Source organism: Neobacillus nitrireducens, assembly GCF_030915405.1.
Taxonomy (GTDB): Bacteria; Bacillota; Bacilli; order Bacillales; family Cytobacillaceae; genus Neobacillus.
In genome coordinates, this window is record NZ_CP133262.1 from 4,061,848 (window position 1) to 4,073,581 (window position 11,734).

Consider the following 11,734-nt stretch of genomic DNA (forward strand, 5'->3'; position numbering starts at 1 on the left):
CGGGAAATCTCCCCTAACTTCGCTCCCAAAAGCAGATAATTGTCGACTACTTTATAAAGGTTTTCATGACCCGCTCCTGTATAGTTAATAGAAGAGAGTAGAGACCGGAGTGGTGCAAATGAAGGAAGCAATGAAAGCGTTTCAATTAGCGGTTAAACAGCAAGGGCATATTCTGCCGTTACTAGAGCATGGCGATTTGCGAGTCAATTTGATCAGTGAACTGACAACCATTCAGATCCTTTTTAAGAATAGAGAAGTTTTCATTCTTCATGATAACGAAGGGACACAGACGATTCCTGAAATACGTGGTGACCTTCAGGTGATCAAGCAGCTGCTTGAAGGGAAGGAAAGACTTAGAACTCTTGAACGGAACGGCCAATTAACTATTTCCGCTCCCATCCGCACCACATTATTGCTAGAATCGATCTTTTATTTGACAAAATCACAGGAAAATTTTTCGAAAATAATCTAATCAAAGCTATTGACTCGGAATTAAACTTGCTGTAAAGTTTTAATTAAATAATCTAATAATAAAAACAATTCAATAAACATACTTATCGAGAGTGGCGGAGGGACTGGCCCTTTGAAGCCCGGCAACCGGTTTTTAAACACAATAACACGGTGCTAAATCCAGCAGAGCAACAAAGCTCTGGAAGATGAGGAGAGAGACCCCCTCTTCTATGAAGCGGGGGTTTTGTTTAATGAAGTGCAAAAGAGGAGGAAGTAGTATGAGTGAAAATCAGAAGAAGTATCGTTTTGAAACCTTGAGTGTTCATGGTGGTTTATCTCCAGATCCAGTAACAGGTGCTCGTGCTGTTCCGATTTATCAAAACAATGCCTATCAATTTAAGAATACCGAGCATGCGGCAAACCTATTTAGTTTAGCGGAGCCCGGGTACATATACACACGGATTCACAATCCGACTACTACTGTTTTTGAAGAAAGAGTCTCATTATTGGAAGGCGGCGTCGGTGCCCTAGCCGTTGCTAGCGGAATGGCAGCTATTACCCTTGCTATTTTAAATATTGCCGAAGCAGGTGATGAGATTGTGTCTGCTTCCAATCTCTATGGCGGAACATATAATCTTTTTGCAGTCACGCTTCCTAAATACGGGATTAAAGTGAAATTTGTGGACCCTGAAAATCCTGAAAACTTCCGCAATGCGATTACCGATAAAACAAAGGCTGTTTTTGCTGAAACCATTGGTAATCCAAGCCTGCGGATCCTTGATATTGAAAAGGTGGCCGAGATTGCCCATGCGTCAGGCGTTCCACTAATTATTGATAATACCTTTGCTACACCATACCTGTGCCGGCCAATTGAACATGGTGCCGACATCGTTATTCACTCTGCCACAAAATGGCTCCTAGGAAATGGAACGACTACCGGTGGAGTTATAGTGGATGGAGGGAAGTTTGATTGGAATTCACCGCGATTCCCTGGCTTCACTACACCAGATGCAAGCTACCATGACCTGGTTTATGCAGAAGCCCTAGGTGCAATCGCCTATATTATTAAAGCACGAGTTCAATTGCTGCGTGACTTAGGACCGGCATTAAGTCCGCAAAATTCTTTCCAGTTTATCCTTGGTCTAGAAACACTGCATGTCCGCATGAAGGAGCATGTGGCTAATACCAAAGAAGTCGTTGAATATTTAACCAATCATCCGGCAGTGGAATGGGTTTCTTATCCGGGGCACCCATCGCACCCAGATTATGAATTAACCAAAACGTACTTGCCAAAAGGTGCCGGTTCTATGGTTGTCTTCGGGATTAAAGGCGGTAAAGAAGCCGGGGCCAAATTAATTGATTCAATTACTCTATGGGCTCATGTTGCAAACGTTGGCGATGCAAAAAGTTTAATTATTCACCCGGCAAGCACCACCCATCAGCAATTAGATGCTGAAGGCCTGAAAGCTGCAGGTGTAACAGAGGATTTGATTCGCCTTTCCATCGGTATCGAGAATGTTGAGGATCTCATCGAAGATCTTGAATCAGCTATTTTGGCTGCAACGGGTGAAACTTCATTAAAGGTGAATGCTTAAAAGCTACCAAAACTTATTTTTCCGAATATGAAGATATTTTCATTGACACCCCTTTTTATACATGATACGATTGCTCTCGTAATATAATTTACTTAAAAAATTAACGTCTTAATTGAATATAGGATACTTGATGCTCTTATCAAGAGAGGTGGAGGGATGTGCCCGATGAAGCCCGGCAACCGTCAATAGTTTTTATTGAAATGGTGCCAATTCACACAAAGCGATTGCTTTGGGAGATGGGAGAAAGGATTATTTTTAATGATGCCTTTCTGCCTATGCAGAAAGGCTTTTTATTTTATTAAAATAGAATCTTTTTGTTAAAAATATCAAATCCTATATTATATTTAAGCGGTGTACTAGAATAAAGATATTTCAGAATGTTAGGTAAATTGAATAAAAAGCAGGTGATTCAAGTGATATCAATAAAAAATGTTCAGAAGATTTTCCCTTCTAAACAAGGGCAGTTAAAAGCCGTCGATGATGTGAACCTAGAAATTCAAGAGGGTGAAATCTTCGGAGTAATTGGATACAGTGGGGCTGGTAAAAGTACCTTAATTCGAATGTTAAATGGTCTGGAGCTGCCAACCAACGGAACCGTTACGGTGGCAGGACGAGTTATTTCCAAAATCAAAGGAACAGAACTTCGAAAAGCACGCCAGGAAATCAGCATGATATTTCAGCATTTTAACTTACTGTGGTCGAGGACGGTTAGTGAAAATATTTCTTTTCCACTCGAAATTGCAGGTGTAAATGGTTCACAAAGGAAAAAAAGAGTCGATGAGCTTATTAAACTAGTTGGTCTAGAAGGAAGAGAAAATGCTTATCCATCCCAGTTAAGCGGCGGACAAAAGCAGCGTGTCGGGATTGCAAGGGCGCTTGCCAATAATCCAAAAGTACTCCTTTGTGATGAAGCAACTTCAGCACTAGACCCGCAAACAACAGATTCTATTTTGGAATTGTTAGTTGATATTAATAAAAGATTAGGATTGACGATTGTTTTAATTACTCATGAAATGCACGTCATCCGGAAAATATGCCACCAGGTTGCGGTTATGGAAAACGGAAAGGTCGTCGAGCTTGGTCCAGTACTCGATGTGTTTAAACACCCGAAGCAGCCGATTACAAAGCGATTTGTCCAGCAGGTAACGGAACCAGAAGAAACGAAGGAAACAACTCAACATCTGCTTGAACTTTATCCGCATGGTCAAGTGGTTCAGCTCTCATTCATTGGGGAAGCTACCGAACATCCATTAATTACAAATGTAATCCGGAATTTCGATGTGGTTGTCAATATTCTGCAAGGGAAAATTTCACATACGCAAAACGGATCATACGGAACATTATTTATTCACTTGGATGGACAATCAAACGAGATACAGAAAGCCATCGATTATATTCACTCACAGCAAGTCGGCGTGGAGGTGATCAGTAATGGCTGATTTTATGGAAATGGTAAAGTGGGAGAATTTATTAGAAGCAACACGTGAAACTATTTATATGACTTCTATTTCCGTGTTTGCGACATTTATTTTAGGATTATTTCTAGGTCTATTGTTGTTTTTAACAGATAAAGGGAATATTTGGGCGAATCGGCCAGTTAATGTCGTTATTGCCGCCTTTGTTAATATTTTTAGATCCATTCCTTTTATTATCTTAATCGTTTTATTAATTCCCTTTACAAAATTCTTGCTTCATACGATGCTCGGGGCAAATGCGGCGCTTCCAGCCCTCATTATTGGAGCAGCTCCTTTTTATGCTCGTATGGTAGAAATTGCCCTCAGGGAAATCGATAAAGGTGTTATTGAAGCATCGCAATCGATGGGAGCAACACATGGTCATATCATTTTTAAAGTATTAATCCCGGAATCTATGCCGGCATTAATTTCAGGAATTACAGTCACAGCTATTTCGCTCGTCGGCTTTACAGCGATGGCCGGAGTCATTGGAGCTGGTGGACTTGGACATTTTGCCTACCTTGAAGGTTTTCAGCGCAATAGACCGATGGTTACGTTAGTGGCAACAATTGCGATTCTAATTTTAGTTTTTATCATCCAATTTATTGGAGATTATTATACAAAAAAAACAGATAAACGATAATAGGAGGAGTAAGATTATGAAAAAGATATTTAGTTTGATTGCCATTGCATTATTGACTTTTGCCCTAGCAGCTTGCGGTGGTGCTAAAAATGATACTGCAGAAAAGGCAGGAAAAGATGGTAACAAGAAATTAGTTGTTGGTGCATCTGCTGTACCGCATGCGGAAGTCCTAGAAGCGGCAAAACCTTTATTGAAAGAAAAAGGCATTGACTTAGAAATCCAAGTGTTCCAGGATTATATCCTGCCAAACGTTGCATTAAAGGATAAAGAACTTGACGCAAACTATTTTCAAACACCAGGGTATTTAGATTTGCAAATGAAGGAAAATAAGGATTTTGATTTTGTTAGTGTTGGTGGAATTCATAAGGAACCAATCGGAATTTATTCTAAAAAATACAAAAGCTTAAAAGACCTTCCAAAAGGTGCAAAAATTATTATGAGTGATTCTCTAAGTGACCATGGACGTATTTTACCTATTTTTGAAAAAGAAGGTTTAATTAAGCTTAAAGAAGGCGTTGGCGCAAATGCAAGAGTTGAGGATATTGTCGAAAATCCAAAGAACCTTGACTTCTCCACTTTAATTGAAGCAAAATTATTAGCTTCTTCATTCGATAGCGGTGAAGGTGATGCGGTCGTCATCAATACGAATTATGCATTAGAAGGCGGTATTGACATCGGAAAATATGGAATTGCCTTTGAAGGCGATGACGTTGTTCCAGCAAACCTTGTGGTTGTTCGTTCAGAGGATAAAAACCGCAAAGAAATCAAGACACTTGTAGAAGTACTTCAATCAAAAGAAATCCAAGATTTCATTCTAGACAAATACAAAGGTGCCGTTGTACCGGTTTCTGAGTAAGCTAATAAATAGGAAGAAAGTCAGTGTGGAAACACTGGCTTTTTCTATGGAGTTGGAGAAAAGCATTATACATTTAAACGGTAATGATGGGTAAAAATAGAAGGAACCTATGACCTAAATTCTCTTGGCAAATTGCAAAAAAATAGGGTATGATTTTAATCGAGTGCTATTTACTAATAAAGGATTCGTCAGAATTTTCACTAAAAGCCATTTTTCATTCTCATTTGGTACTTGCTTAATGAAAATAGGTGGACTGTTTTTACTGTTTAAGAGTTGCTAATACATTTCATTTGTTATAAGATTAGAATGAGAATAAAATGAGAATAGAGTTATTGAATAACTCAATCTAAATGTACAACACTTTCTCTTTGGAGGTATAGATATGGCTGGATCAACGTTAACAATCAAAGATTTACATGTAGCAATTGATGGGAAAGAAATTTTAAAAGGTGTGAACCTTGAAATAAAAGGTGGAGAAATCCACGCTATCATGGGCCCAAATGGAACGGGTAAATCTACTTTATCTTCGGCAATTATGGGACACCCAAAATATGAAGTAACCAGCGGAACCATTACCTTAGATGGACAAAATGTTCTAGATATGGAAGTGGATGAGCGTGCACGTGCAGGACTATTCCTAGCAATGCAATATCCTAGTGAAATTAACGGCGTTACAAATGCCGATTTTTTACGTTCAGCACTCAATAGCCGACTTGGTGAAGGAAATGAAATTTCATTAATGAAATTCATCCGTAAAATGGATAAGCAAATGGAATTCCTTGAAATGGACCTTGATATGGCGCAACGTTACTTAAACGAAGGCTTCTCCGGCGGTGAGAAAAAACGGAATGAAATTTTGCAATTGATGATGTTAGAACCAAAAATCGCTATCTTAGATGAAATTGACTCCGGACTAGATATCGATGCCTTGAAGGTCGTATCAAAAGGGATCAATCAAATGCGGGGCGAAGATTTCGGCTGCTTAGTCATTACACACTATCAACGACTTTTAAACTATATCACTCCAGACCATGTGCATGTAATGATGCAAGGCCGTGTAGTAAAATCAGGCGGAGCAGAATTGGCACAACGCTTAGAAGCTGAAGGATATGACTGGATCAAACAAGAACTTGGAATTGAAGATGAAACAGTTGGGCAAGAAGCGTAAGAGAGGGTTAGGAGGATTACAATGACAACTGAAACCAAATTACCATTTGATAAGGACAATGTTCGCTCCTTTTCAAAAGAAACGAGCGAGCCTGCTTGGTTTGAAGAACTTCGTCTTAAAGCATTAGCTGAGTTCGACCAACTGCCAATGCCAAGACCGGACAAAACAAAGATTGATAAGTGGAATTTTACTCAATTCACTCAACATACTGTAAAAAGTTCAGCCTATCCTTCACTTTTAGAATTACCGGAAGAAGTGAAGGCATTAGTTGACTTAGAGGCCGATAATAAAAATTTATATATTCAGCGAAATCAAACTCCTGCCTTTTTAACTTTATCAGAAGAGCTAAAAAGCAAAGGTGTTATTTTTACAGATATATTTACTGCAGCAAAAGAGCATGGCGACTTATTGAAAAAGTATTATATGACACAAGCCATTAATGCCGATGAACATCGCTTAACAGCTCTAAACGCGGCACTAGTTAATGGTGGAGTGTTCTTATATATTCCGAAAAATGTGGAAATTTCCGAACCAATTCAGGCAGTCTATGTACATGATGACGTTGAAGCTAACTTGTTTAACCATGTCATTGTGGTCGCAGACGACAATAGTTCAGTGACCTACGTAGAAAATTATTTTTCAACGATGGAAACATCGAATACCTTAGTTAATATCCTGACGGAAGTGATCGCGAACGTTAATGCACGAGTGCAATTCGGTGCGGTTGATACGTTAGCTAAGGGAATTACTACCTATGTGAATCGCCGCGGCGTTGCCGGAAGAGATTCCCGAATTGAATGGGCCCTTGGTTTAATGAATGAGGGAAATACCATCTCAGAGAACACAACGAACCTCCTTGGTGATGGTTCTATTGGAGATACTAAAACAGTTGTTGTCGGACGTGGCGAGCAAACGCAAAACTTTACGACAAAGGTTGTTCATTTCGGAAGACATACATTTGGAAATATTTTAAATCACGGTGTTGTGAAAGAAAATGCTACATCTATATTTAATGGGATTGGAAAAATCGAACATGGGGCCTCTAAATCAGATGCACAACAAACATCACGTGTTCTTATGCTAAGTGAAAAAGCACGTGGCGACGCCAATCCGATTCTTTTAATCGATGAAGATGATGTCGTAGCTGGTCACGCTGCATCTGTCGGACGAGTTGACCCTGTTCAACTTTACTACTTGATGAGCCGTGGAATTCGTAAAGAAGAAGCAGAACGCTTAGTTATTCATGGTTTCCTAGCACCAGTTGTCAATCAACTTCCGATTGAAGGAGTAAAGAAACAGTTAACTGAGGTAATTGAAAGGAAAGTACGCTAATGAATATCAAGGATATTCGTAGTCTATTTCCAATCTTAGATCAAGAGGTCAATGGCAAGCCATTGGTATACTTGGATAGTTCTGCAACATCACAAAAACCACTCCAAGTTATCGAGGCAATTGAAAAATATTATCGTGAAATTAATTCCAATGTCCACCGTGGTGTGCATACACTAGGAACAAGAGCAACTGATGCTTACGAAGGTGCAAGGGAAAAGGTTCGTAAGTTCATCAATGCCAAGTCTACTCAAGAAGTAATTTTCACTCGAGGAACGACAACATCTCTTAATACAGTGGCTGCAAGCTATGCGGCAGCGAACTTAAAAGCAGGCGATGAAATCGTCATTACGTATATGGAACACCACAGTAATATCATTCCGTGGCAGCAAGTGGCCAAGAAGACAGGCGCCCAGTTGAAATACATTCCACTTCAAGCAGATGGAACGATTTCACTCGATGATGTACGTGCAACCATTACAGCCAATACAAAGATTGTCTCTGTTATGCAAGTATCCAACGTTCTTGGTGTCATCAATCCGGTCAAAGAAATTGCTCAAATCGCCCATGATCATGGGGCAATCATGGTTGTGGACGGGGCCCAAAGTGCTCCACATATGAAAATTGATGTTCAAGATTTAGATTGTGATTTTCTAGCTTTTTCAGGACATAAAATGTGCGGCCCGACCGGTATTGGTGTTCTTTATGGAAAAAAACATCTACTCGAAAACATGGAACCAATCGAGTTCGGCGGCGAAATGATTGATTTTGTACAATTACAAGAGTCAACCTGGAAAGAGCTTCCTTGGAAGTTCGAAGCAGGAACACCGATCATTGCAGGAGCGATTGGTCTTGGAGCAGCGATCGACTTTTTAAATGAAGTTGGCCTAGATCAAATTGCCGAGCATGAACATAAACTTGCAGCCTATGCGTTAGAAAAAATGGCTGCTGTTGAAGGAATGACTATTTATGGTCCCCTTGATGCAGCCAAACGTGCCGGTCTAATCACCTTTAACTTAAGTGATGTTCATCCACATGATGTAGCAACGGTGCTTGATGCAGAAGGTATTGCGGTTCGTGCCGGTCATCATTGCGCCCAGCCGTTAATGAGATGGTTGAAAGCGTCCGCAACCGCACGGGCCAGTTTTTACCTGTATAATACAGAAGATGATATAGATAAACTTGTTGAAGGACTTGTAAAAACAAAGGAGTATTTCAGCGATGTCTTCTAATAATTTAGATACACTTTACCGTCAGGTGATTATGGATCATTATAAAAATCCGCGTAATCGCGGTGTTTTAGAGGATGGCAACCATACCATTAATATGAATAACCCAACTTGTGGGGACCGCATTCAATTGACACTAAAAGTGGAAAATGGAATTGTTGTCGACGCAAGGCAAGAAGGAGAAGGCTGCTCGATTTCCATGTCATCCGCTTCGATGATGACGCAAGCAATAAAGGGGAAAAAAATCGAAGAAGCTTTAAAGCTAGCCAAGATTTTTTCTGACATGATGCAGGGAATTGATTACGACGAAGACGATCTTGATTTAGGTGATATTGAAGCACTTCAAGGTGTTTGTAAATTTCCAGCCCGTATCAAATGTGCGACCCTAGCATGGAAAGCCATGGAAAAGAGCTTAAAAGAAGAGGAAAAAGAATAGGATGAAATAGGGCATTTTTAGGCCTTATTCGTTTAAGAAATGGAGGAACACGACGATGGCGAAAAAGATGCCGGAAATCGGTGATTATAAATATGGTTTTGCCGATAAAGACGTTTCCATATTCCGATCTAAGCGTGGTTTAACATCTGATATCGTAAAAGAAATATCTAAATTGAAGAACGAACCACAATGGATGTTAGACTTCCGTTTGAAGTCGCTAGAGCATTTTTACAAAATGCCAATGCCACAATGGGGCGGCGACATGTCTTCATTAAACTTTGATGAGATTACTTATTATGTAAAACCATCTGAGAAATCTGAGAAGTCATGGGATGAAGTACCCGAAGAAATCAAGGCTACTTTTGATAAACTTGGGATTCCAGAAGCTGAGCAAAAATACCTTGCCGGGGTCTCTGCCCAGTATGAATCTGAAGTAGTTTATCACAACATGAAAGTAGAACTTGAAGACTTAGGGATCGTCTTTAAGGATACAGATTCCGCTTTGAGAGAAAATGAAGATATTTTCCGCGAGCACTTTGGAAAAACAATTCCTCCAACGGACAACAAATTTGCAGCACTTAACTCTGCCGTATGGTCAGGTGGCTCGTTCATCTATGTACCGCCAGGTGTGAAAGTGGATACACCATTACAAGCTTATTTCCGCATCAACTCTGAAAACATGGGTCAATTTGAACGGACCTTAATCATTGTCGATGAAGGCGCACACGTGCACTATGTTGAGGGTTGTACAGCACCTGTTTATACAACTAACTCACTCCACAGTGCCGTTGTTGAAATTGTTATTAAAAAAGATGCTTACTGCCGTTATACAACGATCCAGAACTGGGCGAATAACGTCTTTAATCTTGTGACCAAGCGTGCGGTTTGTGATGCCAATGCGACAATGGAATGGATTGACGGAAACATCGGTTCAAAATTAACGATGAAGTATCCTGCCGTAATTTTAAAAGGCGAGGGCGCTCGTGGGTTGACATTATCAATTGCGATTGCCGGTAAAGGTCAACACCAGGATGCGGGTGCAAAAATGATTCATTTAGCACCAAATACATCTTCAACAATCGTTTCTAAATCCATTTCTAAACATGGCGGTAAGGTAACCTATCGCGGCCAAGTTCACTTCGGACGTAAGGCAGACGGGGCACGTTCTAATATCGAATGTGATACATTAATTATGGATAACAAATCAACATCAGATACGATTCCATACAATGAGATCTTAAATGATAACATCTCACTCGAGCATGAAGCGAAGGTTTCGAAAGTTTCTGAAGAGCAGCTTTTCTACTTGATGAGTCGTGGTATTTCTCAACAGGAAGCAACCGAAATGATCGTCATGGGCTTTATTGAGCCATTTACAAAAGAACTACCAATGGAATACGCCGTGGAAATGAACCGTCTCATTAAGTTCGAGATGGAAGGCAGTATTGGTTAATATTTTTGATAAAAAAACCCGCTTGCCGTTGTTGGCAGGCGGGTTTTTGCGTTGAAATTTTGGCCTACCGCGCGGATGGGTGTGGCTTACTTTCAGATGGCACCACTTTACTGGCGGATAAGGCAAGTTTACTATCGGATGCACCACTTTACTAGCGACTACACCTCATTTGCCAAGAAATTGTTATTCTCACCTAAAAATCTTCCGCCCCCATCGAAAAATGGTTATGCTATTATTAATAGTTGGAGGTGAGTTCTTTGATTTATATCGGTGTAACGGGCTGGGGAGATCATGACAGCTTATATCCCGGCCAAATATCCTCACGGGACAAACTAAAGGCGTATGCAAGCCATTTTCCCATCGTAGAAGTTGATTCCGCTTTTTATGCGATTCAACCTCAAAGAAATGCGGAAAAGTGGGTCCAGGAAACACCGCCCAGTTTCCAGTTTATCGTTAAAGCCTACCAAGGGATGACCGGACATATGCGCGGGGAGGTTCCGTTTGAAAATAAACCAGCGATGTTTAGAGCATTTAAAGAGTCGCTTGAGCCATACATAGAAACGAATAAATTAGCGATGACCCTCTTTCAATTTCCACCATGGTTTACGTGTACGAGAGAAAATGTCGAATACTTAAGATGGTGCAAGCAGGAAATGGGTAACCTCTCGTGTGCATTAGAGTTCAGACACCAATCATGGTTCGCACCTCAGTATCGGTCGAAAACACTGGAGTTTATGACCAAAGAAAATTGGATTCATAGTATTTGCGATGAACCACAATCTGGAGAAGGCAGCATTCCAACTGTAGTAGAGACGACAACCCCCGATAAGGTTCTTGTAAGGTTTCACGGTCGCAATGTCCACGGCTGGCAAAAACGGACAGGAGTGGATTGGCGTGAGGTTCGCTATCTTTACCGCTATAACCAACAAGAGCTAGAAGAATGGGCACTCTCCATTCAGGAATTAGCCAAGAACTCAAAAGATGTCTATCTCCTTTTTAACAACAACTCTGGCGGAGATGCGGCAGATAATGCGAAGGAAATGATTAATCTTTTGCATCTCGAATACAAGGGACTTGCTCCACGCCAGTTGGATTTATTATAAAAGTTAGGAGAAAGAAAA

The 11,734-nt window shown here is 40.4% G+C and carries 11 protein-coding genes and 2 riboswitches; all 11 genes read left to right on the forward strand.

Annotation, left to right across the window (positions count from 1 at the left end; genetic code table 11):
- The first annotated feature begins 118 nt into the window (after positions 1–118).
- The gene (locus RCG22_RS19605; RefSeq protein ID WP_308104332.1) at positions 119–472 is read left to right on the forward strand and encodes an SCP2 sterol-binding domain-containing protein; all 354 of its coding nucleotides are present in this window, start codon (positions 119–121) and stop codon (positions 470–472) included.
- A gap of 79 nt (positions 473–551) precedes the next feature.
- Positions 552–663: riboswitch (SAM riboswitch) on the forward strand.
- A gap of 65 nt (positions 664–728) precedes the next feature.
- The gene (locus RCG22_RS19610; RefSeq protein WP_308104333.1) at positions 729–2,045 is read left to right on the forward strand and encodes an O-acetylhomoserine aminocarboxypropyltransferase/cysteine synthase family protein; all 1,317 of its coding nucleotides are present in this window, start codon (positions 729–731) and stop codon (positions 2,043–2,045) included.
- Between the two features lie 133 nt (positions 2,046–2,178).
- A riboswitch (SAM riboswitch) is annotated at positions 2,179–2,288 on the forward strand.
- A gap of 170 nt (positions 2,289–2,458) precedes the next feature.
- Positions 2,459–3,484 (forward strand): methionine ABC transporter ATP-binding protein, encoded by a 1,026-nt coding sequence (locus RCG22_RS19615; RefSeq protein ID WP_308107208.1) that lies wholly within the window; start codon positions 2,459–2,461, stop codon positions 3,482–3,484.
- Complete coding sequence (locus RCG22_RS19620; RefSeq protein ID WP_308104334.1) at positions 3,477–4,142, forward strand: methionine ABC transporter permease; 666 nt, start codon at positions 3,477–3,479, stop codon at positions 4,140–4,142. Before RCG22_RS19615 ends, RCG22_RS19620 begins: the two co-directional genes overlap by 8 nt.
- Positions 4,143–4,158: 16 nt before the next feature.
- On the forward strand, positions 4,159–4,998 hold the full coding sequence (locus tag RCG22_RS19625) for a MetQ/NlpA family ABC transporter substrate-binding protein (RefSeq protein WP_308104335.1): 840 nt from the start codon (positions 4,159–4,161) through the stop codon (positions 4,996–4,998).
- A gap of 382 nt (positions 4,999–5,380) precedes the next feature.
- On the forward strand, positions 5,381–6,166 hold the full coding sequence (gene sufC, locus RCG22_RS19630; protein ID WP_098263777.1) for a Fe-S cluster assembly ATPase SufC: 786 nt from the start codon (positions 5,381–5,383) through the stop codon (positions 6,164–6,166).
- A gap of 21 nt (positions 6,167–6,187) precedes the next feature.
- A complete protein-coding gene (gene sufD / locus RCG22_RS19635) occupies positions 6,188–7,498 on the forward strand; it encodes a Fe-S cluster assembly protein SufD (protein WP_098263776.1) in 1,311 nt (436 codons plus the stop codon).
- Positions 7,498–8,727: a cysteine desulfurase gene (locus RCG22_RS19640; RefSeq protein ID WP_308104336.1), complete on the forward strand. Its 1,230-nt coding sequence runs from the start codon at positions 7,498–7,500 to the stop codon at positions 8,725–8,727. Before sufD ends, RCG22_RS19640 begins: the two co-directional genes overlap by 1 nt.
- Positions 8,717–9,160 carry a Fe-S cluster assembly sulfur transfer protein SufU gene (gene sufU, locus RCG22_RS19645; RefSeq protein ID WP_308104337.1) on the forward strand — a complete coding sequence of 148 codons (444 nt, stop codon included), beginning with the start codon at positions 8,717–8,719 and terminating at the stop codon, positions 9,158–9,160. Before RCG22_RS19640 ends, sufU begins: the two co-directional genes overlap by 11 nt.
- Positions 9,161–9,215: 55 nt before the next feature.
- A complete protein-coding gene (gene sufB / locus RCG22_RS19650; RefSeq protein ID WP_098263773.1) occupies positions 9,216–10,613 on the forward strand; it encodes a Fe-S cluster assembly protein SufB in 1,398 nt (465 codons plus the stop codon).
- A gap of 257 nt (positions 10,614–10,870) precedes the next feature.
- The gene (locus RCG22_RS19655; protein WP_308104338.1) at positions 10,871–11,716 is read left to right on the forward strand and encodes a DUF72 domain-containing protein; all 846 of its coding nucleotides are present in this window, start codon (positions 10,871–10,873) and stop codon (positions 11,714–11,716) included.
- Positions 11,717–11,734 lie beyond the last annotated feature (18 nt).

What these genes read in the sequence shown, in the direction of transcription:
- RCG22_RS19605 (WP_308104332.1), top strand. Translation starts at nt 119, where the DNA reads ATGAAGGAAGCAATGAAAGCGTTTCAATTAGCGGTTAAACAGCAAGGG.
- RCG22_RS19610 (WP_308104333.1), top strand. Translation starts at nt 729, where the DNA reads ATGAGTGAAAATCAGAAGAAGTATCGTTTTGAAACCTTGAGTGTTCAT.
- RCG22_RS19620 (WP_308104334.1), top strand. Translation starts at nt 3,477, where the DNA reads ATGGCTGATTTTATGGAAATGGTAAAGTGGGAGAATTTATTAGAAGCA.
- RCG22_RS19625 (WP_308104335.1), top strand. Translation starts at nt 4,159, where the DNA reads ATGAAAAAGATATTTAGTTTGATTGCCATTGCATTATTGACTTTTGCC.
- sufC (WP_098263777.1), top strand. Translation starts at nt 5,381, where the DNA reads ATGGCTGGATCAACGTTAACAATCAAAGATTTACATGTAGCAATTGAT.
- sufD (WP_098263776.1), top strand. Translation starts at nt 6,188, where the DNA reads ATGACAACTGAAACCAAATTACCATTTGATAAGGACAATGTTCGCTCC.
- RCG22_RS19640 (WP_308104336.1), top strand. Translation starts at nt 7,498, where the DNA reads ATGAATATCAAGGATATTCGTAGTCTATTTCCAATCTTAGATCAAGAG.
- sufU (WP_308104337.1), top strand. Translation starts at nt 8,717, where the DNA reads ATGTCTTCTAATAATTTAGATACACTTTACCGTCAGGTGATTATGGAT.
- sufB (WP_098263773.1), top strand. Translation starts at nt 9,216, where the DNA reads ATGGCGAAAAAGATGCCGGAAATCGGTGATTATAAATATGGTTTTGCC.